This is a genomic window from Inquilinus sp. NPDC058860, assembly GCF_042743185.1.
Taxonomy (GTDB): Bacteria; Pseudomonadota; Alphaproteobacteria; order DSM-16000; family Inquilinaceae; genus Inquilinus.
Map to the genome: position 1 here is coordinate 1 of NZ_JBHYMS010000084.1, position 23,233 is coordinate 23,233.

The 23,233-nt window shown below is 69.6% G+C and carries 29 protein-coding genes; 13 read left to right on the forward strand and 16 right to left on the reverse strand.

Translation table 11 applies throughout. The annotated features are described in order from the left end of the window. On the reverse strand, positions 1-146 hold a 146-nt coding region (locus ACFW16_RS33600), incomplete at its 3' end, for an ATP-grasp domain-containing protein (protein ID WP_380313478.1). A 188-nt stretch (positions 147-334) separates the two neighbouring features. Here ACFW16_RS33600 and ACFW16_RS33605 point away from each other — a divergent pair. Together ACFW16_RS33605 and ACFW16_RS33610 are read left to right on the forward strand one after the other, a co-directional pair. Continuing rightward, a complete protein-coding gene (locus ACFW16_RS33605) occupies positions 335-949 on the forward strand; it encodes a glutathione S-transferase family protein (RefSeq protein ID WP_380313443.1) in 615 nt (204 codons plus the stop codon). Positions 950-1,229: 280 nt separating this feature from the next. Next, positions 1,230-2,852, forward strand: coding sequence for a M28 family metallopeptidase (locus tag ACFW16_RS33610; protein ID WP_380313444.1), 1,623 nt, complete (start codon positions 1,230-1,232; stop codon positions 2,850-2,852). Between the two features lie 46 nt (positions 2,853-2,898). Here the strand turns inward: ACFW16_RS33610 and ugpC are convergent, their stop codons facing one another. The 6 genes from ugpC to ACFW16_RS33640 all read right to left on the reverse strand — a co-directional run bounded on the left by ugpC (position 2,899) and on the right by ACFW16_RS33640 (position 9,338). Further along, positions 2,899-3,981 (reverse strand): sn-glycerol-3-phosphate ABC transporter ATP-binding protein UgpC, encoded by a 1,083-nt coding sequence (gene ugpC / locus ACFW16_RS33615; RefSeq protein ID WP_380313446.1) that lies wholly within the window; start codon positions 3,979-3,981, stop codon positions 2,899-2,901. Beyond that, positions 3,981-4,829: a sn-glycerol-3-phosphate ABC transporter permease UgpE gene (gene ugpE / locus ACFW16_RS33620; protein WP_380313447.1), complete on the reverse strand. Its 849-nt coding sequence runs from the start codon at positions 4,827-4,829 to the stop codon at positions 3,981-3,983. The genes ugpC and ugpE overlap by 1 nt, the downstream gene beginning before the upstream one ends. Beyond that, positions 4,826-5,710: a sn-glycerol-3-phosphate ABC transporter permease UgpA gene (gene ugpA / locus ACFW16_RS33625; protein ID WP_380313448.1), complete on the reverse strand. Its 885-nt coding sequence runs from the start codon at positions 5,708-5,710 to the stop codon at positions 4,826-4,828. Before ugpA ends, ugpE begins: the two co-directional genes overlap by 4 nt. A 7-nt stretch (positions 5,711-5,717) precedes the next feature. Then, positions 5,718-7,019: a sn-glycerol-3-phosphate ABC transporter substrate-binding protein UgpB gene (gene ugpB / locus ACFW16_RS33630; protein ID WP_380313450.1), complete on the reverse strand. Its 1,302-nt coding sequence runs from the start codon at positions 7,017-7,019 to the stop codon at positions 5,718-5,720. A gap of 136 nt (positions 7,020-7,155) precedes the next feature. Continuing rightward, positions 7,156-8,652: a glycerol kinase GlpK gene (glpK, locus tag ACFW16_RS33635; protein ID WP_380313451.1), complete on the reverse strand. Its 1,497-nt coding sequence runs from the start codon at positions 8,650-8,652 to the stop codon at positions 7,156-7,158. Between the two features lie 122 nt (positions 8,653-8,774). Beyond that, a complete protein-coding gene (locus tag ACFW16_RS33640; RefSeq protein WP_380313452.1) occupies positions 8,775-9,338 on the reverse strand; it encodes a regulatory protein RecX in 564 nt (187 codons plus the stop codon). A 211-nt stretch (positions 9,339-9,549) separates the two neighbouring features. On the opposite strand from ACFW16_RS33640, the gene ACFW16_RS33645 reads away from it, so the two are divergent. The 4 genes from ACFW16_RS33645 to nhaA all read left to right on the forward strand — a co-directional run bounded on the left by ACFW16_RS33645 (position 9,550) and on the right by nhaA (position 12,573). Further along, the gene (locus tag ACFW16_RS33645) at positions 9,550-9,813 is read left to right on the forward strand and encodes a hypothetical protein (protein ID WP_380313453.1); all 264 of its coding nucleotides are present in this window, start codon (positions 9,550-9,552) and stop codon (positions 9,811-9,813) included. Between the two features lie 3 nt (positions 9,814-9,816). After that, positions 9,817-10,320 (forward strand): SRPBCC domain-containing protein, encoded by a 504-nt coding sequence (locus ACFW16_RS33650; RefSeq protein WP_380313454.1) that lies wholly within the window; start codon positions 9,817-9,819, stop codon positions 10,318-10,320. 41 nt (positions 10,321-10,361) lie between these two features. Then, entirely contained in the window at positions 10,362-11,174 is an 813-nt protein-coding gene (locus ACFW16_RS33655; RefSeq protein ID WP_380313455.1) for an SDR family NAD(P)-dependent oxidoreductase, read from the forward strand. A 178-nt stretch (positions 11,175-11,352) separates the two neighbouring features. Then, the gene (gene nhaA, locus ACFW16_RS33660; RefSeq protein ID WP_380313457.1) at positions 11,353-12,573 is read left to right on the forward strand and encodes a Na+/H+ antiporter NhaA; all 1,221 of its coding nucleotides are present in this window, start codon (positions 11,353-11,355) and stop codon (positions 12,571-12,573) included. Here the strand turns inward: nhaA and ACFW16_RS33665 are convergent. The 3 genes from ACFW16_RS33665 to ACFW16_RS33675 all read right to left on the reverse strand — a co-directional run bounded on the left by ACFW16_RS33665 (position 12,539) and on the right by ACFW16_RS33675 (position 14,575). Continuing rightward, entirely contained in the window at positions 12,539-13,444 is a 906-nt protein-coding gene (locus ACFW16_RS33665; protein WP_380313459.1) for a lipid kinase, read from the reverse strand. The genes nhaA and ACFW16_RS33665 overlap by 35 nt on opposite strands. Continuing rightward, the gene (cueR, locus tag ACFW16_RS33670) at positions 13,441-13,860 is read right to left on the reverse strand and encodes a Cu(I)-responsive transcriptional regulator (RefSeq protein WP_380313460.1); all 420 of its coding nucleotides are present in this window, start codon (positions 13,858-13,860) and stop codon (positions 13,441-13,443) included. Before cueR ends, ACFW16_RS33665 begins: the two co-directional genes overlap by 4 nt. A gap of 160 nt (positions 13,861-14,020) precedes the next feature. Next, the gene (locus ACFW16_RS33675) at positions 14,021-14,575 is read right to left on the reverse strand and encodes a MarR family winged helix-turn-helix transcriptional regulator (protein WP_380313461.1); all 555 of its coding nucleotides are present in this window, start codon (positions 14,573-14,575) and stop codon (positions 14,021-14,023) included. Positions 14,576-14,723: 148 nt separating this feature from the next. On the opposite strand from ACFW16_RS33675, the gene ACFW16_RS33680 reads away from it, so the two are divergent. From ACFW16_RS33680 to ACFW16_RS33690, 3 genes are all read left to right on the forward strand, one after another. After that, positions 14,724-15,059: a cupin domain-containing protein gene (locus tag ACFW16_RS33680; RefSeq protein WP_380313463.1), complete on the forward strand. Its 336-nt coding sequence runs from the start codon at positions 14,724-14,726 to the stop codon at positions 15,057-15,059. A gap of 189 nt (positions 15,060-15,248) precedes the next feature. After that, positions 15,249-15,650: a VOC family protein gene (locus tag ACFW16_RS33685; RefSeq protein WP_380313479.1), complete on the forward strand. Its 402-nt coding sequence runs from the start codon at positions 15,249-15,251 to the stop codon at positions 15,648-15,650. Positions 15,651-15,776: 126 nt separating this feature from the next. Next, entirely contained in the window at positions 15,777-16,559 is a 783-nt protein-coding gene (locus tag ACFW16_RS33690; RefSeq protein WP_380313464.1) for a DUF899 domain-containing protein, read from the forward strand. An 83-nt stretch (positions 16,560-16,642) separates the two neighbouring features. Here the strand turns inward: ACFW16_RS33690 and ACFW16_RS33695 are convergent, their stop codons facing one another. The 3 genes from ACFW16_RS33695 to ACFW16_RS33705 all read right to left on the reverse strand — a co-directional run bounded on the left by ACFW16_RS33695 (position 16,643) and on the right by ACFW16_RS33705 (position 19,410). Beyond that, complete coding sequence (locus ACFW16_RS33695) at positions 16,643-16,969, reverse strand: hypothetical protein (protein WP_380313465.1); 327 nt, start codon at positions 16,967-16,969, stop codon at positions 16,643-16,645. Positions 16,970-17,446: 477 nt separating this feature from the next. Beyond that, a complete protein-coding gene (locus tag ACFW16_RS33700) occupies positions 17,447-18,034 on the reverse strand; it encodes an ActR/PrrA/RegA family redox response regulator transcription factor (protein WP_380313467.1) in 588 nt (195 codons plus the stop codon). Further along, positions 18,031-19,410 carry an ActS/PrrB/RegB family redox-sensitive histidine kinase gene (locus ACFW16_RS33705; protein ID WP_380313468.1) on the reverse strand — a complete coding sequence of 460 codons (1,380 nt, stop codon included), beginning with the start codon at positions 19,408-19,410 and terminating at the stop codon, positions 18,031-18,033. Before ACFW16_RS33705 ends, ACFW16_RS33700 begins: the two co-directional genes overlap by 4 nt. Between ACFW16_RS33705 and ACFW16_RS33710 the strand changes: the two genes are divergently transcribed. Together ACFW16_RS33710 and ACFW16_RS33715 are read left to right on the forward strand one after the other, a co-directional pair. Then, positions 19,399-20,181 (forward strand): ABC transporter ATP-binding protein, encoded by a 783-nt coding sequence (locus ACFW16_RS33710; protein WP_380313470.1) that lies wholly within the window; start codon positions 19,399-19,401, stop codon positions 20,179-20,181. The genes ACFW16_RS33705 and ACFW16_RS33710 overlap by 12 nt on opposite strands. Further along, a complete protein-coding gene (locus ACFW16_RS33715) occupies positions 20,178-21,008 on the forward strand; it encodes an ABC transporter permease (RefSeq protein WP_380313471.1) in 831 nt (276 codons plus the stop codon). The genes ACFW16_RS33710 and ACFW16_RS33715 overlap by 4 nt, the downstream gene beginning before the upstream one ends. 4 nt (positions 21,009-21,012) lie before the next feature. Here ACFW16_RS33715 and ACFW16_RS33720 read toward each other — a convergent pair whose 3' ends face one another. The 3 genes from ACFW16_RS33720 to ACFW16_RS33730 are packed head-to-tail and all read right to left on the reverse strand — an operon-like array spanning position 21,013 to position 22,230. Next, the gene (locus ACFW16_RS33720) at positions 21,013-21,606 is read right to left on the reverse strand and encodes an exopolysaccharide biosynthesis protein (protein ID WP_380313472.1); all 594 of its coding nucleotides are present in this window, start codon (positions 21,604-21,606) and stop codon (positions 21,013-21,015) included. A gap of 58 nt (positions 21,607-21,664) precedes the next feature. After that, positions 21,665-21,973, reverse strand: coding sequence for a YkgJ family cysteine cluster protein (locus tag ACFW16_RS33725; RefSeq protein WP_380313473.1), 309 nt, complete (start codon positions 21,971-21,973; stop codon positions 21,665-21,667). Positions 21,974-21,984: 11 nt separating this feature from the next. Next, complete coding sequence (locus tag ACFW16_RS33730) at positions 21,985-22,230, reverse strand: hypothetical protein (RefSeq protein WP_380313474.1); 246 nt, start codon at positions 22,228-22,230, stop codon at positions 21,985-21,987. Between the two features lie 371 nt (positions 22,231-22,601). On the opposite strand from ACFW16_RS33730, the gene ACFW16_RS33735 reads away from it, so the two are divergent. Then, a complete protein-coding gene (locus tag ACFW16_RS33735) occupies positions 22,602-22,814 on the forward strand; it encodes a hypothetical protein (RefSeq protein WP_380313475.1) in 213 nt (70 codons plus the stop codon). Between the two features lie 35 nt (positions 22,815-22,849). Continuing rightward, entirely contained in the window at positions 22,850-23,113 is a 264-nt protein-coding gene (locus ACFW16_RS33740; RefSeq protein WP_380313477.1) for a hypothetical protein, read from the forward strand. Positions 23,114-23,233: the final 120 nt, after the last annotated feature.

Sequence of the window (23,233 nt, forward strand, 5' to 3'; positions counted from 1 at the left end):
ATCTGCGCCTTGACGACATACACGGCGCCGCCGAGACCCTCCGCCACGCGCACCGCCTCCTCCGGCGTGTACGCCACCCCGCCGCGCGGCACCGGTACGCCATAGCGCCCCAGCAGCCCCTTCGCCTGATATTCGTGGATGTTCATGGACCGTCCGTCCTGGGTGAGAGCGCGGCGCCTGAGGCCGCCCGCGAAACGGGCGGCACAATAGCATCTGAATCTCAGGGGGCAACCGAGTCGCTGCAATGCAGCATGCCGCGGCACGCAAGGCGTTGATTGCCGCCGGTTTCGCGCCATCATGGTTGCAACGGTCCGGAACCGGGGAGGGCGCGGCGATGTACAGGCTGTACTGGAACAAGGACACCGGCGCCTTCGCCCCCGATGTCGTGCTGCGCCTGGCCGGCGCGCCCTGCGAGCGGATCCGGGTCGACCACAAGGCGGGCGAGCACCGCCATCCCGACTATCTGCGCCTGAACCCGATGGGCGAGATCCCGACGCTGGTGCTGCCGGACGGCACGGTGCTGACCGAATCGGCGGCGATGATCCTGCATCTGGTCGACGCCCATCCTGAGGCGGGGCTGGCGCCGCCGCCGGGCAGCGCCGACCGCGCCCGCTTCGACCGCTGGCTGGTGTTCATGGCGGTGAACCTGTACGGCGCCGCGCTGCGGCAGGCATATCCCCAGCGCTACACCGCCGACCCCACTGGCGCGCCGGGGGTGAAGGAGGCGGCGGATCGCGCCGTCGACCGCTACTGGGCCCTGGTCGCCGACGCCCTCGCGCCCGGCCCGTTCCTGCTCGGCGACCGGCGGACGGCGGCCGATCTGTACCTGCTGCTGCTGCTGACCTGGTACGACTTCCGCGAGGAGATGACGCCGCTCAGCACCATCTGGGACCGGCTGCTGGCCGATCCCGTGGTGGCCGAGGCCTGGACTCTCTACTTCTCCGGCTGAGCCGCGGCGCGGCGCTCCAGTATCGGGTCGACATCCATTCTATATTGTCTGGCAAATGGCAGGGATGGCTTTGTCCGACGAAGAGTTCGTTGGACTGTTACTGTATAACATCAAGTCATCCGAAGACATTCCGAGCAAATTGCCCTAAATCTGTAATGTTGACGCCGATCGCGATGCTGCCGGACAGTGCTGGCAAGTGGGGAGGCTGGCCGGAGCGAGGCCATTCGATTGCGATCCGGGCGGCCATAAGCCCCACCGCAAACGACGAAGGGGGACCATCGTGAGAACGCGTCATCTGGCGGCCGCCCTGCTGGCGACCGCCATCGCCATTCCTGCGTCTTCGGCCCTCGCCGCCACGGACACCGCGACCTCCGCCGCGTCGGCGTCCGCGGCATCCGCCAGCGCCGCCCAGCGCGGCCTGATCGGCGACCTGATCACCGCGCTGATCAGTGCCGACCTGCAGCGGGCGGTCACGGTCGACGGCATCCGCCGGCACCTGACCGCGCTGCAGGCGATCGCCACCGCCAATGGCGGCAACCGCGCCGCCGGCCTGCCGGGCTACAAGGCCTCGGTCGACTATGTGAAGCAGCGGCTGCAGCGCGCCGGCTATCGGGTCACGCTCCAGCCGTTCCAGTTCGACTTCTTCCTGGAGACCGGCACGCCGGAATTCGAGCGGGTGTCGCCGTCGCCGCGGACCTACACGGCCAACACCGATTTCGCGACCACGCTCTATTCCGCCTCGACCGAGGTCACCGGCCGGGTGGTGCCGACCAGCAACATCGTGCTGCCGCCCACGCCGGAGCCGAGCTCGGCCAGCGGCTGCGAGGCCGCCGACTATCCGCCGGAGACGGCGGGGGCGATCGCCCTGATCCAGCGCGGCACCTGCACCTTCGCGCAGAAGGCGGAGATGGCGGAGGCGGCCGGCGCCATCGGCGTCATCATCATGAACGAGGGCCAGCCGGGCCGCACCGATGTGATCGAGGGCGTCGGCCTTGGCGCGCCCCGGCCGTATCCGGGGGTCTTCACCACCTTCGAGGTCGGCAACGAGCTGTACACCCAGGCCCAGTCCGGCCCCGTGACCGTCCGCATCAAGGTCGAGGCCATCAACGAGCCGCGGACGACCTGGAACGTGATCGCCGACACCTGGTCCGGCAATCCGAACAAGATCGTCACGGTCGGGGCGCATCTCGATTCGGTGCAGGTCGGCCCGGGCATCAACGACAACGGCAGCGGCACCGCCGCCAATCTCGAGGTCGCCGAACAGGTGGGCCGCCGCCAGCTGCTGCTGCGCAACAAGGTGCGCTTCGCCTTCTGGGGCGGCGAGGAGCTCGGGCTGCTCGGCTCGACCCATTATGTCTCGACGCTCAGCGATGCCGAGAAGGCGAAGATCCTGCTGAACCTGAACTTCGACATGGTCGGATCGCCGAACTACGTGCGCTTCGTCTATGACGGCAACAGCTCCGACACGCCGGATGCCGGGCCGGACGGCTCGGGCCTGATCGAAAACGTCTTCCTGGCCCATTTCGCCCGGAAGAACCTGGCCACCGCCCCCACCGCCTTCGACGGCCGGTCCGACTACGGCCCGTTCATCGAGAACGGCATCCCGGCCGGCGGCCTGTTCAGCGGCGCCGAGAACGTCAAGACCGAGGCCGAGGCGCGGATCTATGGCGGCACCGCGGGCCAGCCCTACGACGCGTGCTACCACGCACCCTGCGACGGCATCGCCAACATCAGCAACACGGCGCTGGACCAGTTCAGCGACGCGATCGCGAACTCGGTGATCGTGTTCGGGATGCGGCGCGACCCGGTGGTCGATACCGGGGAGTTCGCAGCCTCGGCCGCCAAGCGCGCCACGTCGGCCAAGCGCAGCCCGCTGTTCAAGGGCGCGCTGACCATCCGCTGAGAGCGGGGATCTGACGATCGGGGCCGGGCCAAGCGCCCGGCCCTCTTTATCCGAGGGCGCGGCCGGTGTCGGGGTCGAACAGGTGCAGCTGGTCCTCGGGCACGGCGAAGGCCAGGCGGTCGCCGCCGCGCACCGGCACCACGCCGGGCAGCCGGGCCAGCAGCGTCGTGCCGTCGCCCAGCCGGCCATGCACCACCGTGTCGGCGCCCAGTGCCTCGACCAGCTCGACCGCCACCTCCAGCCGATGCTCCGGGTCGGACGGGCCGTGCAGGTCGAGATGCTCCGGCCGGATGCCGGCCACGACCTTGCGCCCGCCCAGCCCGCCCGCCCGCCGGGTGGCGATGCGCTGGCCGCCGGGCAGCACCACGCCGGCGCCGTCCGCCGCCACCTCGGCCGGCAAAAAATTCATCGCCGGCGAGCCGATGAAGCCGGCGACGAAGACCGAGGCGGGCTTCAGGTAGATGTCGAGCGGCGGGGCGATCTGTTCGGCCGCGCCGCCGTTCATCACCATGATCCGGTCGGCCAGGGTCATCGCCTCGACCTGGTCGTGGGTGACGTAGAGGCTGGTGACGCCGAGGCGCGACTGCAGCCGCCTGATCTCGATCCGCATCTGGGTGCGCAGCTTGGCGTCGAGATTGGACAGCGGCTCGTCGAACAGGAACACCGCCGGCTCGCGCACGATGGCGCGGCCCATGGCGACGCGCTGGCGCTGGCCGCCCGACAGCTGCCGCGGCTTGCGCTCCAGGAGAGCCGACAGCTCCAGCGTCTGCGCCGCCTCGCGCACCCGCCGGTCGATCTCGGCCTTGGACAGGCCCTGGATGCGCAGCCCGTAGGCCATGTTGTCGTAGACCGACATGTGCGGGTACAGGGCGTAGTTCTGGAACACCATGGCGATGTTCCGGTCCTTCGGCTCGAGCCTGTTCACCACCCGGCCGCCGATCGCGATGTCGCCGCCGCCGATGCTCTCCAGCCCGGCCACCATGCGCAGCAGGGTGGACTTGCCGCAGCCGGACGGGCCCAGCATGACCAGGAACTCGCCGTCGGCGATGGCGCAGTCGATGCCCTTGATGGTCTCCTGCGCGGCGCCGGGATAGGTCTTGCGGACCTGGCGGATCTCGACGGTGGCCATTATTTCTCGCTCTCGATCAGGCCCTTCACGAACCACCTCTGCATCAGCAGGACGATCACGACCGGCGGGATGATGGCGAGGATGGTGGTCGCCATCACCAGGTTCCATTCGGTGTCGGCGTCGGTGAAGGAGATCATCTTGCGCAGGGCGATGATGATCGTGTTCATCCGGTTGTCGTTGGTCACCAGGAGCGGCCAGAGATACTGGGTCCAGCCGTAGATGAAGGTGATCACGAACAGCGCCGCGATGTTGGTGCGGGACAGTGGCAGCAGGATGTCGCGCAGGAAGCGCAGGGGCCCGGCGCCGTCGATCCGCGCCGCCTCCACCAGCTCGTCCGGGATGGTCAGGAAGAACTGGCGGAACAGGAAGGTGGCGGTGGCCGAGGCCATCAGCGGCACGGTCAGCCCGGCATAGCTGTCGAGCAGGCCGAGATCCACGATCACCTGGTAGGTCGGCACGATGCGCACCTCGACCGGCAGCATCAGGGTGACGAAGATCATCCAGAAGAACACCAGCCGCAGCGGGAAGCGGAAGAACACGATGGCGTAGGCCGACAGCAGCGAGATCGTGATCTTGCCGACCGCGATCGCCAGCGCCACCACCGTGGTGTTCCACAGCACCCGGACCATGTCGACGCCGCCGATCTTGCCCGATCCGCCGAACAGCGCGCCGCCGTAATTGGCCAGGAATTCGCCACCCGGCACCAGCGGCAGCGGCGGCGACAGGATCGCCTGGGTCGGATAGGTCGAGGCGACGAAGGTGTACCAGACCGGGAAGGCGACCAGCACGATCCCGACGATCAGGACGAAATGGGCCAAGAGCGTGCCGAGCGGCCGGTTCTCGATCATGCGTAATGCACCCGGCGCTCGACATAGCGGAACTGGACGAAGGTCAGCGCGATCACCAGCACCATCAGGATCACCGACTGGGCGGCCGAGACGCCCATCTGCTGGTTGACGAAGCCGTCATTGTAGACCTTGTAGACCAGGATCTCGGTCGACTTGCCGGGGCCGCCGCCGGTCACGGCGTGGATGATGCCGAACGTGTCGAAGAAGGCGTAGACGGTGTTGACCACCAGCAGGAAGAACGACACCGGCGAGATCAGCGGGAAGACGATGGTGCGGAAGCGGTGGGCCGGCCCGGCGCCGTCGATCGCCGCGGCCTCGATCAGGCTCTTCGGGATCGCCTGCAGCCCGGCCAGGAAGAACAGGAAGTTGTAGCTGATCTGCTTCCAGGCGGCCGCGGCCACCACCAGCGTCATCGCCTGGCCGCCGTTCAGCAGCGGGTTCCAGTCGAAGCCGGCCTGGCGCAGCAGCACCGCCAGCGTGCCCATCGACGGGTTGAACAGGAACAGCCACAGCATGCCGGCGATGGCCGGGGCGATGGCGTAGGGCGACAGCAGCAGGGTGCGGTACAGCCCCTGGCCGCGCACCACCCGGTCGGCCATCACCGCCAGGAGGAGCGCGACCACCAGGGCCGAGACCGCGACCGCCAGCGAGAACACGACGGTGACCTGCAGCGAGTTCAGATAGGCCGGGTCGGCCAGCACCCGGCCGAAATTGTCCAGCCCGACGAAGCGGGTCCTGAGGCCGAACGGGTCCTCGCGCAGCATCGACTGGCGGATCGCCTGGGCGGCCGGCCAGAAGAAGAACACCAAGGTGATCGCGATCTGCGGCGCGACCAGCAGATAGGGCAGGACCCTGTTCGGGAAGATCGCGCGACGGTTCATGCGGGGCTTACAGGTCCGCGGCTTCCTTGATCGCGGCGTTGGCGCGCTGGACCGCCTTGTCGAGCGCGGTCCTGGCGTCCTGCTGGCCGTTCAGCATCAGCTCCAGCTCCTCGTTGATGATGTCGCGGACCTGCGGCAGGTTGATCACCCGCACGCCCTTTGAATTCTCGGTCGGCGCCTTGCCCATCATCTGCAGGATCGGGATCTCGCGGCCCGGATTCTTGTCGTAGAAGCCGGACTTCTTGGTCTCGTCATAGGCCGCCATGGTGATCGGCAGGTAGCCGGACTTCTGGTGCAGCCGGGCCTGGATCGGGGTCTGCGACAGGAACTCGAAGAACTTGGCCACGCCCTTGTATTCGGCGTCCGGATGGCCGGCCAGGACCCACAGGCTGGCGCCGCCCGGGATGGTGTTCTGCGGTGCACCCGCGGCTTCCGGATAATAGGGCAGCGTGCTGGTGCCGTAGTTGATGCCCGACTTCACCACGTCGCCCAGCCCGCCCGAGGATTCGGTCATCATGGCGCATTCGCCGCTGGTGAACTTGATCTTGGCCTCGGAGGTGCGGCCGCCATAGGAGAACACGCCGGCCTTCTGCAGGTCGGCGATGGTCTGGAAGTGGCGGACGTAGAGGTCGCTGTTGATCAAGAGCTGCGGGTCCAGCCCGGCCAAGCCGTTCTGCTCGGTGGCATAGGGCACGTTGTTCCAGGCGGCGAAATTCTCCTGCTGGATCCAGGTCAGCCAGGTCGAGGTGAAGCCGCAGGGCCAGCCCGCCGCCTTGATCTTCTTCGCCGCGTCGAACAGCTCCGGCCAGGTCTTGGGCGGCGCGTTCTCGTCCAGCCCGGCCTTCTTGAAGGCGTCCTTGTTGTAATAGAGGATCGGCGAGGAGCTGTTGTAGGGGAAGGAAAGCAGTTCGCCATCGGCGGTGCTGTAGTAGCTGACCACGCCGCCGAGATACTGCGACTTGTCGAAGGTGACGCCGTCGGCCTGCAGCACCTTGGCCACCGGGACCACGGCGCTGGACGCCGCCATCATGGTGCCGGTGCCGGCGTCGAACACCTGCAGGATGTGCGGCGGCTGGCCGGCGCGGTAGGCGGCGATGCCGGCGTTCAGCGTCTCCGGATAGGTGCCCTTGAACACCGGCACGACCTTGTAGTCGGCCTGGCTGTCGTTGAACTCCTTGGCCAGGGTCTCGACCACCTCGTTGTTCGCCCCGGTCATGGCGTGCCACCACTGGATCTCGGTGGCGGCGAAGGCGGGCAGGCTGAAGGTCAGGGCCGCGGCGGCGGCGGCCGTGGCAAGGCGCAATCTCATGGCGACTCTCTCCCCGAATATCTTGGCTCGGCGCTCTCAGGGCGCCGCATCCCCGCACCATGCCAGCGCGGCGGGGCTTTTGCGACAATTTTCATATCCGCGCATCGAGGCGCGCAAACGCGCCCCGCGGGATTGGTCAGCGCGGCGCCCCCCGGGCGCGCTTCACCGCCTTCTGCCAGCCCTCGTACAGCCGGCTGCGGGTGCCGGCCGGCATCGACGGCTCGAACAGCCGGTCGCGCTGCCAGGCCTCGGCCACCGCCTCGACCGAGGGGTAGACCCCGGCGGTCAGGCCGGCGAGATAGGCGGCGCCCAGCGCCGTGGTCTCGATCACCTTCGGCCGCTCGACCGGGGTGTCCAGCATGTCGGCCAGCATCTGGCACAGCCAGTCGTTGGCCACCATGCCGCCGTCGACGCGCAGGGCCTGCGGCCGGGCGCCGCCGTCGGCCGCCATCGCCTCCATCAGGTCGCGGGTCTGGAAGGCCACCGCCTCCAGCGCCGCGCGGGCGATATGGGCCGAGGTCGAATCCCGGGTCAGCCCCAGGATCGTGCCCCGCGCGTCGGGGTCCCAATGCGGCGCGCCGAGGCCGGTGAAGGCCGGCACCAGATAGACCCCGGCGGAATCCTCGACCGACCGGGCCAGGGTCTCGCTCTCGGCCGCGTTCTTGATGATCTTCAGCCCGTCGCGCAGCCACTGGATGGTGGCGCCGGCGCTGAAGATCGCGCCCTCGATGGCATAGGTCGGGCGGCCGTTCACCCGGTAGGCGGTGGTGGTCAGCAGGCGGTGCCGCGAGATCTTCGGCTTGTCGCCGATGTTGAGCAGGGCGAAGCAGCCGGTGCCGTAGGTCGACTTGATCATGCCCGGCTTGAAGCAGGCCTGGCCGAAGGTCGCCGCCTGCTGGTCGCCGGCGATGCCGGTGATCGGGATCGCGGCGCCGAACAGGATCTTGTCGGTGGTGCCGAAATGATGCGCGTTGTCGTGCACCTCGGGCAGCACCGCGCGCGGGACCCGGAACAGGGCCAGGAGCTCGTCGTCCCAGTCCTGGGTCCGGATGTTGAACAGCATGGTGCGGCTGGCGTTGGTGGCGTCGGTCGCATGCACCCGGCCGCCCGTCAGCCGCCACAGCAGGAAACTGTCGACCGTGCCGAAGGCCAGCTCCCCGGCCTCGGCCCGCCGCCGGGCGTCGGGCACGGTGTCGAGCAGCCAGGTCAGCTTGGTGGCGGAGAAGTAGGAATCGATGATCAGCCCGGTCTTGGCCTGGACCGCGGTCTCGTGCCCGGCCGCCGCCAGCTCGCGGCAGAATCCCGCGGTGCGCCGGTCCTGCCAGACGATGGCGTAGTGCAGCGCCCGGCCGGTCTGGCGGTCCCACAGCACCGCGGTCTCGCGCTGGTTGGTGATGCCGATCGCGGCGATGTGGTCGGCGGTCAGCCGGGCGCGGGCGACGGCGTCGCGGCAGGCCGAAACGGTGTCGGCCCAGATCCCCTCCGGGTCGTGCTCGACCCAGCCGTCGGCCGGGTAGATCTGGCGCAGCTCGCGCTGCGCGCTGGCCACCGGCCGGCCCTGGACGTCGAACACGATCGCCCGGGTCGATGTCGTCCCCTGGTCGATCGCCAGGACATATGTGCGTCGCCGCATCTGTCTTCCCTTGTCCCGACCATGTTCGGCCCGACCATGTTCGGAAAGCACTATCCGAAGCGCGTTTCCGAACGTCAATGCACCACCCACCGGCTCCGCGGCGGCGGAATCAGTCCGTCGCCTCAGTCCTCCGGCGCCTCCAGCGCCGCCGCGTCCGGCGCATCCACCACCGCCCGGCACAGCCCCGACGCGAAGCCGGCCCGGGCCAGGACGGCCATGTCGCGCATCCGATGCGCGGCGCGGTCGGCCCCGGCCCGGAACGGTCCCAGCCGGCGCCGGCGCGCCAGCCGGATCGCCGCCGCCCGGTCCGGATCATCCCCGGGCGCGCCGCCATACAGGGACAGGGCCTCGGCCGCAACTGTCTCGTCGATGCCGGCCTCGCGCAGCTTGACCCGGATCGCCCGGGTCGACCGGCCGCGCCGGGCCAAACCGGCGATCCGCATCTCGGCGAATTGCGCGTCGTCCAGCAGCTTCGACCGGGCCATGCGGTCGAGCAGTGCCGCGATCCGGGCCTGCACGGCCTCGACATCGACCTCGGCCCCGGCCTGCTGCGCGCGCCAGATCCGGCGCTGCAGCACCCGGCGCAGCTGGCCGGTCGAGGCGGCGTAGCGGCCGAGATAGTCCAGCGCCGCCCGCTCCAGGGCGGCGTCGTCGAGCGCGGGCGGGCGGCGGGGCGGTCGGTCCATGCGCGACACTGCCGCGTCGGGGTGGTCGGTGCCAAGCCGTCTCTTGAGCCGACCCGTGCCTTCCGCCGACACCGGCAGGCCGCATGCCTCGAAATGCCGGCACGTTTCGAGCGGTGCGTATACGCACAACGGATGTCGGGGATTCAGGAATCCCGTCCGGTCACGCGCTTCCCAAATTCTGCTCGTCAAGGTCACGAGACGAAGAGGCGACATGTACGAAGCGATCAAATGGCCGGAGGACATGACTCCCAGCCGCTCCCCTATTCATGTCACCAACGAGCTGGAGGTCGCAGCCTCCCCTGAAACGATCTGGTCCCTGCTCGTGGACCCTGTCGCCTGGCCCAGCTTCGATCCGGAGCTGGGCTTCGCGCCGGTCTGGCTGGGGGCGCTGGCCGAGGGCGGCGCGCTCGTGCAGGCGCGCGGCCGCGCATGGACCCAGCTCATCTTCCAGGACCTGTTCAAGAAGGCGTCGTGACCGATGTACGACCATGTGATCTGGCCCGAGCGGTATGACCCGAAAACCTCGGCCATCTACGCGCTCAACGACATCGATGTGAAGGCGCCGCCCGAAGTGGTCTGGAAGCTGCTCGTCGATGCCGAGAACTGGTCGAGCCACTTTCCTGCTGAAGATCAGGTCAGGATCCTGACCGGCGAGCCGGAGCTGGCGCTCGGCACCCGATACAGCCGGGTGACGGTCGGCTTTCCGATGAGCCTCGTCGTGACGGAGTGCGTGCCCGGCCGAAGGCTCGCGTGGTCGACGACAGTCGACGGCGACGAGACCGGCTCGAGCGCCTATCACGGCTGGGTGATCACGCCCACGGCTGATGGCTGTCACCTGCTGACCGAGGAGACGCAGCAGGGCCCGTGGTTCCTCGACATGATCGGGCGCAGGCATCCCGGCGCGCTCTACCGCTATCACCAGGAATGGGTCGAAAGCCTCGCCCGCGCAGCGGAGGCGCAAGCGGCGAAGACGGCGGGATGACACGCTCGTCCCGAAGCCCCGCACACTCGGAGATGAATGGCATGAAGATCGAACTCGAGGGCCGCAAGGCGATCGTCACCGGCTCCACCGCCGGCATCGGCCGCGCCACGGCGGAAGGGCTGGCCCGTGCCGGCGCATCGGTCGTCGTCAACGGCCGTGGAAACGCCCGCGTCGACGAGGCGGTGCGGCAAATGCGGCAAGCCTTTCCCGACAGCGACATCTCCGGCGTCGCCGCCGATCTCTCGACGGCGGCGGGCGCCGAGGCCGTCTTCGCGCAAGCGCCCGACGCCGATATCCTCGTGAACAACGTGGGTACCGCTCACATCCGGGACTACAACGGCATCGAGGACATCGCGAAGATCCCCGACGAGGACTGGCTTGGCCTGTTCCAGCTGAACGTGATGAGCGGCGTGCGCATGACGCGCCACTACCTGCCGCGCATGGTGGAGAAGGGCTGGGGCCGCGTCGTGTTCGTCAGCAGCGAGTCCGCGGTCAACATCCCCAAGGAGATGCTCGACTACGGCATGACCAAGACCGCGCAGCTCGCGGTCTCGCGCGGGCTTGCCGAGGCGGTCGCGGGCACGGGCGTCACCGTCAACGCCGTCCTCCCGGGACCCACCCGGTCCGAGATCCTGGGCGGCTTCATGGCGAAGCAGGCCGACGCAAACGGAATCACGCAGCAGGAAGCCGAGCAGGGCTTCCTGAGGGCGATGCGTCCGACCACGCTCATCCAGCGCTTCGCGACAACCGACGAAGTCGCCAACATGATCGTTTACGCCTGCTCGGAGCTGGCTTCCGCGACGACCGGTGCTGCTTTGCGGGTGGACGGCGGCGTGGTCCGCTTCGTCGTCTAGCCAAGGACAGAACAAACACCATGGAAAGCCTGGGACGAGCCGAGGGACCCCCGCGAGGGGGGGAGGATAAAGCAACCCGATGCGATCGTGGGACAAGTGAGCCTCACTCCGATTCCGGTTGAGCCAGCTCTGCCTATCGCTCAATTTGTCTTCCCCACACGACGCCGGATAGGAGCCGATGCCCGAGACTGTGAAGACGTGGCTGGTCCGCAAGCCGATTTCGGCGATCCGATCCTTCCTCGAGATCGAGGCGGCGGGCGGCATCGTGCTGATGGTGGTGGCGGTGCTGGCCCTGATCGCCGCCAATTCGCCGCTGGCCGGCGCCTATGACGGCCTGCTGCACCTGCCGATCGGCCTGCGCATCGGCGAGCTGGCGCTCGAGAAGACGCTGCTGCACTGGGTCAATGACGGGCTGATGGCGGTGTTCTTCCTGCTGGTCGGGCTCGAGATCAAGCGCGAGATCCTGCAGGGCGAGCTGTCGTCGCGCGAGACGCTGATGCTGCCCGGCATCGCCGCCGTCGGCGGCGTGGTCCTGCCGGCCCTGATCTACGCCGTGATCAATGTCGGCGACCCGGCGGCGCTGCGCGGCTGGGCGATCCCGGCCGCGACCGACATCGCCTTCGCCCTCGGCGTGCTGTCGCTGCTGGGCAGCCGGGTGCCGGTGTCGCTGAAGGTGTTCCTGACCGCGCTCGCGATCATCGACGACGTCGCCGCGGTGGTGATCATCGCCCTGTTCTACACCGGCGACATCTCGCTGCCCTTCCTGGCCTGGGCCGCCGCCGGCGTGGCCCTGCTCGGCCTGTTCAACTGGCTCAGGGTGCAGGCGCTGTGGCCCTACCTGGTGGTCGGCGCCGTGGTCTGGCTGTTCGTGCTGAAATCCGGCCTGCACGCCACGCTGGCCGGCGTGGTGCTGGCGTTCCTGGTGCCGCTCGATCGCACCGCGGAGGACGAGGACGAGCCGCCCCTGCTGCGGCTGGAGCACGGGCTGCACGACGTCGTCGCCTTCCTGGTGGTGCCGGTCTTCGGCTTCGCCAATGCCGGCGTCTCCTTCGCCGGCGCCAGCCTGTCCTCGTTCCTCGAGCCGGTGCCGCTCGGCATCGCCGCCGGGCTGGTGGTCGGCAAGTCGCTCGGCGTCGGCGTCGCCGCCTGGGCGTCGATCCGCCTCGGCTTCGCGGCCCTGCCGGCCGGGGCGACCACGGCCCAGCTCGGCGGCGTCTCGGTGCTGGCCGGCATCGGCTTCACCATGAGCCTGTTCATCGGCGCGCTGGCCTTCGAGGATCCGGCGCTGCAGGCGGCGACCAAGATGGGCGTTCTGGCCGGTTCCCTGGTCGCGGCGGTGCTGGGCAGCCTGTGGCTGGTCGCAGTCAGCCGGCGGCGGCCGGTGCCGGCGGAGGAATGATCGCCAGCGGGGTGTAGACCCGCACCGCCTTGGGCAGCACCCGGAACCGGGCCGGGGTCTGGGTCGTGACCTCGCCGTCGGTGTTGACGTCGCGCGGCCGGCGGGTGCGGATCTCGACCGCGCGGCAGCGGAAGGCGTGCACCTCGTCCCAACGGCCATGCCTCCCGGCGCGGAAGGACGGATACATCAGCGCCAGCCACATCCAGTGGTCGACCTCGATCGAATAGACGTCGAGCATGCCGTCATCCGGCGCCGCGTCCGGGGCGACGGTCATGCCGCCACCGTAGAAGCGGCCGTTGCCGACCGCGATCTGGATGCTCTTGCCCCGGATCACCCGCCCGTCGTCGATCCGGATCTCGGCCGAGAAGCGCTCCAGCCGCCGCACCAGCCGCAGCGCCGCCAGGCCGTAGCCGAAGCGCCCCCAGCGCTTCTTGGTCTCGCCGTCCAGCGCCTTCGCCAGATCGACGCCCATGCCCAGGCTGGCGACGTTGAAGAAGGGGCGGCCATTGACCTCGCCCAGGTCGATGCCGCGCATCCGGCCATCGACGATGACCTGGGCGGCGGCCACCGGGTCGGCCGGCAGCTCCAGCGTCCGCGCCAGGTCATTGGCGGTGCCCAGCGGCAGGATGCCGAGCGGCAGCCCGGTCTCGATCAGCGCCGGGGCGGCATGGTTCAGCGTGCCGTCGCCGCCGCCGATGATGACGCATTCGACCGCGGCGGCATGGCGCCGGATCAGCGTGTCGACATCGTCGTGCAGCGGCCGCACCGGCTCGACCCCGCCCTCGGTCAGGGTGCGGATCACGGCGTCGAGGCCGGCCCCCGCCCGGCTGGCCTTCGGATTGACCAGGAACAGCGCCCGGCGTGCGATCATCGCATCGCGGCGATCGCCGTGCGGCGCGCCGGGGCGCCGGCCAGCTCGTCGATGATGGGGCAGTCGGGCTCGGCGTCGCCGGGGCACTGGCACACCAGCCGGCCCAGGCTCTCGCGCAGCGCCTCCAGCTCGCGGATCTTGTCGTCGATCTCGCCGATGCGGGCCGAGGCCAGGGCCTTCACCTGGGACGAGCAGCGCGTCGGGTCCTCGTACAGCGACAGCAGGGCGCGGCACTGCTCGATGGTGAAGCCGAATTCGCGCGACCGGCGCAGGAAGCGCAGCACCTCCAGCGTATGGGCGCCGTAGTCGCGGTAGTTGTTGTCGCGCCGGTCCGGCCGGACCAGCCCGATCTCCTCGTAATAGCGGATGGTCTTCGCCGGCAGGCCCGAACGCCGCGCCGCCTCGCCGATGTTCATCGCCGTCGTCTCTCCCTCGCCCCCGCGCAGTGGACCAAATCGGGCGCCCGCTGCCAAGCGCCGATGCGGCGCCGTCACGGACGAGGGGGAGAACGAATTCGGCCGCCCGTTGTTCCGGGCGTCCGCAGACGGTCGGGCCAGGGCGGGCTTCCGGCGGACCTCAATTCCGTGTCGAAGCTCCCGGGCTCGAATCGGCTTCGATCCCGGCGATCAGCTTGCGCAGCAGGGCCGCGAGCGCCGCGCGGTCCTGCGGGTCCAAGGCCTGCAGCAAGGCGGCTTCCTTGGCCATGTCCGCGCGGAAGGCCGCCTCGGCCCGCGCCGCGCCGGCCCCGGTCAGCACCACCAGCACGCTGCGCCCGTCCTGCGGCGACTTCTCGCGCCGGATCAGCCCCGCCTTCTCGAGCCGGTCCAGCCTGTGGGTGAGGCCGCCCGACGAGATCATCAGCGCGGTATACAGCTCCGTCGGCGTCAGCCGGTAGGGCGGCCCGGACCGGCGCAGGGTCCCGATCACGTCGAATTCGCCGCGGTCGAGGCCGAAACCGGCGAAGGTGGCCTCGATGCTGCCGCGCACCAGGTTCGACAGCCGGTAGGCCCGCCCCAGGATCGCCATCGCCTCGGTGTCCAGGTCGGGCAGCTCCCGCGCCCATTGCCGGCGCAGGCGGTCGACGTGGTCGCCATCCGCCAGGCCGTCGGTCTCTTCCACTCCGCCCGTCATCCCGTCCCTCTCCTGCGGCGCACCGCAGACGACACATACGCCTTCCGCTGTGGCCCGCCAATATATCTTGACGAGAAGACATCTAACTCATATATCTTCTCGTGAAGATAAATTTGCCGCTGCCGGCGTCGCGCAAGGGAGGAATTCGATGTTCCAGGTTCGTCGCCATCAGGAGCCGCAGCCGGGCCAGAGCCGGACGGTCCGCTTCGAGGGCCGCGATTTCGGCAGCCAGGTGTCGTTCTTCCTGGTCGACGCCGCGCCGGGCCAGGGAGCGGCGCTGCATGTGCACCCCTATCCGGAGACCTGGGTGGTCCGGAAGGGCGAGGCCGAGTTCACCGTGGGCGGCGAGACGATGAAGGGCTATCCGGGCGACATCGTCGTCGCCGCCGCCAACGTCCCGCATCGCTTCGTGAACTCCGGCGCCGGGCGGCTCGAGCTGATCGGCATCCATCCCCGCGACACGATCGTGCAGGCGCTGGTCTGAGACCGTCTGGAAATGCTACTGGCGCGGCCGTCTGACGGCGGACTCGAGCGCTTCCGGTGCTCACGGACTCAAACGTCCGCTGCGCGCCGGTTCTCGAAACCACCGCCAGCCGACTCACGCCAGCGCATTTCCAAACGGTCTCTAAGGCCAAGCCCCCAGAACCGCAGAAGGAGAGCTGCCGTGCCGAAGATGATCTTCGTGAACCTGCCGGTGACGGATCTCGCGGCCTCGATCCGCTTCTACCAGGCGATCGGCTGCGAGAAGAACGAGCAGTTCAGCGACGACCGGGCCGCGTCGATGGTGTGGTCCGACACCATCACCTTCCAGCTGCTGACGCAGGACTATTTCGCGACCTTCGCGCCGAGGCCGCTGGCGAAGCCGCGGGAGGCGATCGGCATGCTGATCGCCCTGTCGCGCGACAGCCGGGCGGAGGTGGACGCCATCACCGAGGCCGCGGCCGCCGCCGGCGGCAGGGCCGACATCCGCGAGCGCCAGGATCTGGGCTTCCTGTATGGCCGCAGCTTCGAGGACCCCGACGGCCATGTCTTCGAGCCGATCTGGATGGACATGCAGGCCGCGGCGGGCGAGTAGCGGACTCGCGCCACACTTGTCACTCCCCACTGTCCGGTATCCGGACCCAAGCTATCTCACGACCACGAACGATGAACGGCGAACGGCGCCTCGGCACGAGGCATCCGCCCGAATCCGGAGATAGCCATGACCACATCAACCGAGACCGGAAAGCCCGTCCTGCGCACGCCGCCGGTGGTGTCGCCGGAGGCGTGGGAAGCCGCCCGCCAGCAGCTGCTGGTGAAGGAGAAGGCCCAGACCCGCGCTCGCGACGCCCTGGCCGCGGAGCGCCGGCGGATGCCGTGGATGGCCGTGAAGACGGACTACGTGTTCGAGGGGCCTGCCGGCAAGGCCGGCCTGCTCGACCTGTTCGACGGCCGGCGCCAGCTGATCGTCTACCGCGCCTTCTTCGAGCCGGGGGTGTTCGGCTGGCCCGACCACGCCTGCCGCGGCTGCTCCATGGTGGCCGACCAGGTCGCCCACCTGGCCCATCTGAACGCCCGCGACACCACCCTGGTCTTCGTCTCGCGCGCGCCGCAGGCCGACATCGCACGGCTGAAGGCGCGGATGGGCTGGACCATGCCGTGGTTCACCATCACCGACAGCTTCGACGCCGATTTCGGCGTGGACGAGTGGCACGGCACCAACGTGTTCTTCCGCGACGCCGGCCGCGTGTTCCGCACCTACTTCATCAACAACCGCGGCGACGAGCAGATGGGAGGCACCTGGAACTACCTCGACATCACGCCGCTGGGCCGGCAGGAGGTGTGGGAGGACTCGCCCGAAGGCTACCCCCAGACCCCGACCTACAAATGGTGGAACTGGCACGACAGCTATGCCGAGGGCGCCGCGCCCGACAAGCGGTGGGTCGAGGTGTCGGACGCCGGCGAGGCGGCGTTCCGGAACCAGGAGGCGGGCAAGAAGCCCTGAGCCCGGGCCGGGGGATCCGGCGGGCGGCGACGGCCGGGCCGCCGGAAAGAACGTCACCGATGTCCCGGGTGGCGCCCGTCGATTCAATCGAACGGGATCGTGACGGTGATTCCCGGCGGGGGCGTCGGGGCGACCACGACAGGCGGACGCTCATAGTCGTAGGCGGGCGGACGCTCGTAGTAGACCCGCGGCCGGTACCGGCGCGGCCCGTCGCATTTCACCTCTTCCTTGTACTCGCCGTCATCCCATTTGCGCTCGTACTTGCAGCGGCCGTCGCGCCATTCCTGCTTGTAGTCGCCGCCGCGCCAGCCCCAGCCGTGGCCGCTCTCGTCCTTCCAGGGATCGGCCATGGCGGCAGCCGGCGCCAGGAGGAGCGCGGCCGCGACGGCATATTTCAGCACTTTGGACATCCTGATCTCGCCTCTCGGCATCGGGTCGAGCCCGTTCCCGCATGAAACAGGTGCCCTGGGCCAACGTTCCGGAGGCGCTCGCTGCTGATCGTTCACCGCGCCTCGAAAGGATCCCCGCCGAGGCGGGGCTGAGGGGCTCGTGGAAGGAGCTCTCATGCCCCTCGCCCATGACGATGCTGAGGCGCACTCTATTCCAGAATCTCTGATGGCCCCGCTTGCCGATCCGGTCAGGGCAGCATGTCGGACGCGGTGGTCGAGTCCCGCTCTCCGCCCCTTGCCGCCGCTCCCGGTTTCAGCCGGATCATGCATCAGCCGCCGAGCGCGCCCGTGATCCAGCTGCGGAACCGGCCGGCCAACACCACGATCTTCGCCCAGCTGGTGCAGCCGCACATGCGGGTCGAGATCGAGGCGACGGCCCGGCTGCCGCAGGCGGCGGGCCGATCGTCGGAGCCCGGTCCGAAACCGGAGTGTCGGGCCCTACCCGCGCGGGGCGTGCTTGTTCAGGATCCGCTGCAGGGTTCGGCGGTGCATCTTCAGCCGCCGCGCCGTCTCCGACACGTTGCGGTCGCACTGCTCGAACACGCGCTGGATGTGCTCCCACCGCACCCGGTCGGCCGACATCGGGTTCTCCGGCGGCGGCGGCAGCTTCTCGCCGGGATTCAGGAGGGCGGCCTCGATCTGGTCGGCATCGGTCGGCTTGGCCAGGTAGTCGACCGCGCCGGCCTTCACCGCGGCGACGGCGGTGGCGATGTTGCCGTAGCCGGTCAGCATGATCACCCGGCTGTCCGGCCGCGCCTCGTGCAGCACCGGCACGATGTCGAGCCCATTGCCGTCGCCCAGCCGCAGGTCCAGCACGGCGAAGGCGGGGGCGACGCGGCGGGCCAGGTCGATGCCGGTGGCCAGGCCGTCGGCGGTCACCACCTCGAAGCCCCGTTTCTCCATGGCGCGGGCCAGGCGGGTGCGGAAGGCGATGTCGTCGTCGACGATCAGGAGGCTCCTGGCCGCGTCGCGCGCCGGCAGCGGCGCCGGCTGTTCGGGGGTCAGGGTGGCAGGGGTGATGGTCATGCCCAAGTCCTTTCTTTCCTCTCAAATTTGTGTCGCGGCCACGCAACTGCAATAACCGCGCCCCCTTGCGGGCCATTCGAGAAGGACAATTGGGCCCCGCTGTGCTCGAGCAGCGTGGCCGCGATGAAGATGCCGAGACCCATATGGTCGCTGTCCTCGCCGCGGCCGGAGACATAGGGCTCGCCCAGCCGGCCCAGCAAGGCCAGCGGGAAGCCCGGTCCGTCGTCGACGATCTTCAGCACCACGGTCTTCGGTCCGTATTCGGCGCTGATCTCGACCCGGTTACGGGCGAATTGCAGCGCGTTCTGGATCAGGTTGCCCAGGCCGTGGATCAGCTCCGGCGTCCGCCGCAGCACCAGCGTCTGGCCCGGCGGGCCGTCGGCGGCGGTGATGGAGAGGCGGCGGTTCTCGGAATGCAGGTAGGTCTCGGCCGCCGCCCCGGCCAGCGCCGGCAGGCTCATCAGCCGGAACGGGTCCTCGTCGTCCGGCTCCGGCCGCCGCGCCAGCTCGGTCAGGATGTCGCGGCAGCGGTTCACCTCCTGCTCCAGAAGGGCGATGTCCTCGGCCATCGGGCTGTCGGCCGGCACGTCGCGCCGCATCTCCCGCGCGATCAGGGTGATGGTGCCGAGCGGCGTGCCCAGCTGGTGCGCCGCCGCCGCGGCCAGGCCGCCCAAGAGCGAGATCCGCTGCTCGCGCTCCAGCGCCAGCTGGGTGGCGCCGAGCGCGTCCGACACCTGCCGGGCGTCGGCGGCGACCTGCCAGACATAGTTCGAGATGAAGATGATGGCGATGCCCATCGCCAGGCCGACGCCGAGATGGTAGGGCGAGCCGCTGGAGGGCATGCCGCCCGGCAGCGGATAGTGCCAGAAGGCCAGCAGCACGACGCCGGCGATGGCCAGGCCGGTCAGCGTCACCGTGCTGCGGTAGCTGAGCAGCGTGGCCGAGACCGTCAGCGGCGCCAGCATCAGCACCACGAAGGGGTTCAGGAGGCCGCCGGTGAGGAACAGCAGCGCCACCAGCTGGCACATGTCGTAGCCGAGATAGAGGGCCGCGTCCCGCTCCATCAGGCGCAGCCGCCACTTGCCCTGGACGACGGCGGCGACGTTCAGCGCCACCGAGATGCCGACGATGGCCAGCGCCGGCCACAGCGGCAGCTCGTAGCCCAGCCAGTAATGCACGAACAGGATGGTGGCGGCCTGGCCGGCGACGGCGACCCAGCGGATCTTGATCAGGGTGATCTGGCTGATGCGCGCCCGCATGCGCCGGCCGGACACCGCCTCCGGCACCTCCGGCAGCGGGCGCAGCGCCGGGCCGCGCCCGGCCTCCGCCGCCGGATCGATCCCGGCCCCCTGGTCATTTTCGGAATGGCCGTCCATTCTCGCTCCATGCTCTCCGATGGCGTCATCATAGCGGAGCGCCTGTCCAAGCGCTTCCATCCCGGCGCCGCGCCCGCGGTCGACGGCATCTCCTTCGTGGTGCCGCGCGGCTCGACCGTCGCCCTTCTGGGCGGCAACGGCGCCGGCAAGACCACCACGATCTCGATGCTGCTCGGCCTGCTGCTGCCCTCCGGCGGCCGCATCACCGTGCTCGGCCATGACATGGCGCGGGACCGCTTTGCCGTCCTGCCCCGGATGAACTTCTCGAGTCCCTATGTCGATCTGCCGCACCGGCTGACCGTGCGCGAGAACCTGGCGGTCTACGCCCGGCTCTACGGCGTGCGCGACCGCCGCGGCCGCATCGCCGAGCTGGCCGAGCTGCTGGACCTGACCGGATTCCTCGACCGGCCGTCCGGTAAATTGTCGGCCGGGCAGAAGACCCGGGTGGCGCTGGCCAAGGCCCTGGTCAACGCGCCGGAGCTGCTGCTGCTCGACGAGCCGACCGCCTCGCTCGACCCCGACACCGGCGACTGGGTGCGCGGCATGCTGGAACGCTACCGGGCCGAGCGGGGCGCCACCATCCTCCTGGCCAGCCACAACATGGACGAGGTCGAGCGGCTGAGCGACCAGGTGCTGATGATGAAGGCCGGCAGGATCGTCGACCAGGGCTCGCCCGACCAGCTGATCGCCAAATACGGCCGCACCGACCTGGAGGAGGTGTTCCTCGACATCGCCCGCAGCCGCGGCGCGCTGGGCCAGGCGGCGCAATGACCGGGACTCCGGCTTCTCCGACCGCCCTGCGCGGCTCGGCCGGGGGCCGCATCACCGCGGTGATGCTGCGCCACCTCTACATCCTGCGCGGGTCGATGCCGCGGCTGGTCGAGCTGATGTACTGGCCGACGGTGCAGATGGTGGTGTGGGGCCTGATCACCGAAAGCCTGGCGCCGGCGATGAACTGGCAGGCCCAGGCCGCGGGCGTGCTGATCTCGGCGGTGCTGCTGTGGGACCTCTTGTTCCGGGCCCAGCTCGGCATGTCGATCTCCTTCCTCGAGGAGATGTGGAGCCGCAATCTCGGCCATCTCTTCGTCAGCCCCCTGCGGCCCTGGGAATGGGTGGCGTCGCTGATGGCGATGAGCCTGATCCGCACCCTGGCCGGGGTGGTGCCGGCCGCCCTGCTGGCGATCCTGCTGTACCACTGGAACATCTTCTCGCTCGGCCTGCCGCTGCTGGCCTTCTTCGTCAACCTGATCGTCACCGGCTGGGCCGTGGCGCTGGTGGTGCTGGCGCTGATCCTGCGTTACGGCATGGGGGCGGAGGGGCTGGCCTGGGCCATCGTCTTCGCCATCTCGCCGATCAGCGCGATCTACTACCCGGTCTCGGTGCTGCCCTTCTGGCTGCAATGGGTGGCCCTGACGCTGCCGCCGGCGCATGTGTTCGAGGGCATGCGCGGCCTGCTGCACGGCCAGGGCTTCGACACCGGCCATTTCCTCGCCGCGGCCGGCCTCAACGTCATCTGGCTCGCCCTCGGCTGCGCCGCCTTCCTCCGGGGCTTCCGCACCGCCCGCAACCGCGGCTCGCTGCTGCAGCAGGGGGAGTAGGGGGCTAGAAGAATCCCCGCACCCAGCCCAGCTCGCCCATCGCCTGCCAGACGGCGCCGGCGGCGATGGCGAGCAACAGGGCAGAGGCCGCGACGGCGACGCAGAGCAGGATGCCGTCCTCCTCCAGATAGGCGATCGCAAGCAGGGCGATCGCCAAGGCCGGCGGGACGTTGCTCAGGGGGATCGGGGCCAGCAGCAGCAGGTCAAGCAGCAGCACCGCCGGGCCGACCGCCCGCTTCGCCACCTCGAACGGCATCGGCCAGCGCGGATGGATGAAGCCCTCGATGGCGCGCAGCACCGGCACGGCGCGGCCGAGGGTGCGCGCCAGCCCTTCGGTCCGTACGCTGTGCTCGGCGACGCGGCGGGGGAAGGCCGGGCCGGCATGACCCAGCATCATCTGCACCGCCAGGATGGCCAGCAGCGGGGCGACGACGGCGGATACGCCCGGCATCGCCCCGAGCAGCGCCAGCAGCAGCATGACCAGGCCGAAGGAGCGGTCGCCCAGCCTGTTCACCAGCCGGCGCAAGGTCACGCGCTCGGCATCGGCGTCGTGCAGCAGGTCGTCGAGCAGGTCGGAGGTCGGGATCCGGGCCGTCATCTCGCCGGCAGGATAACCGAAGGCTCTCTTGCCGGCAGTCAATCCCGGACCGAGGCGTTCATACCGCCAGCCCCAGCCCGGCCCGGGCGATCCGGCAGGCGTCGTCGCCCGGCACGCAGTCGCGGCAGACCACCGGGCGGTCGGCATAGACCGCGCAGCTTGTGGAGCGGCCGATCTCGCCTTCCAGGGCGGTGCAGCGGTCGCCGTCGCAGCGCATCCGGGCATCGTCGCGATAGCGGCGGGGAACGCGCTCGATCTCGGCCGCGCTCTCGGTCCAGAACCGTGGCCACTCGCGGGAGAAGGCGCAGCAGGCGCCGCAGGCCTGGCAATCGAACGCCGCGGTCCCGGCGCGGGACGTCTCGCCCATCCCGGCCGCGGTCAGGCGCTGCGTCGCGTGCGCGGAGTGCGCTCCACGGGGTCGGCGCCGCGCGGCACCTCGGAGAGATCGGCCTCGGGCACCATGCGCTCCTCGGTCCCGAGCACGCTGCGCACCCGGTAGAGCCGGCCGGAGGATTCGCTCGGGTAATGCGCCACCACAGTGTAGGCGCCGGCGATGGCGGAGCTGGGGCTGGGCCGCCGCCAGATATAAACGGTGCTGCCCACGGCATATCGGTTGTCGGTCATTCCAGCATTTCTGCGCCCGGCGGGGAGCGCGGTGAGGGGGCGGCCCGTCATCGCGTCGCGGCCGGAACCGGCGGGACGCGCGTGATCGCAGGTGCGCTCCGTCGCCACGGGCACTCTGCGCATCAGGCTCTCAATAAATCCTGAGAAAAAGCAATTTAGAGTGAATCCAGGATCGTGTCTGCAAAAATCGCCTGGTACGGCGTCTTCAGGTATATTGCAAGATGTCGTTGGCGGCTGCGGCGGTTTGATTTTTTGCCATGGTCTGGAAATTTGCCGGCCGCGTGACCAGGGCCGGTCATTTCGCAATATTGTCTGGTCAAGACGAGGCCGCCGCGCCATGCTGGCCGGCGAACCGACAAGGACATCCGGACATGACGGCAGGTGAAATCCGCCTCGCGGCGTACGGCAAGGACGCGGGATCCGCGAAGGCGGCGGAGCGCCAGGCCCGCGAGGCGCGCCAGGATGCCGAGCGCTATGCCCGGCGCGGCAACATGACGATGCATGCGATCTCGCTGCAGGCGGCCAAGGAGCTCGAGGCGGCCGCCGCCGCCCATCGCGCCCCGGCGCCGAAGGAACGTTCTTGACGGACAGCAAGGGGGTGCCGGGCCGGAAGAGACCGATGGCGTTCTACAAGCTGTATCCGCGCGACTGGAACGACGAGAGCTGGCGCGGCGAGACCCGGTCGGTGCTGATCGTCCGGGCCGGGAGCGAGACGGAGGCGCGGGCCACCGCCAGCGCCTGGGACAGGCCTTCCGACCATGCCGAGCAGGCGCGGTGGTCGCAGCGCTGGACCTCGCCCGACGTGACCCGCTGCAAGGAGCTGGCCGGGGACGGCGAGCCGGAGGTCCTCCTCGCCGGACGGCGACGCCGGCCGGATGCCTGATCGTCCGCCGCGACCCTAGCCCACATTTCTCACACTCCCTACGCCCTGCGTCGCCTTGCGGCGAGTCGGATGCGGGGGCGGGACGCGAAAAGCGTATAGGGACATACGGTTGAGCGGCCC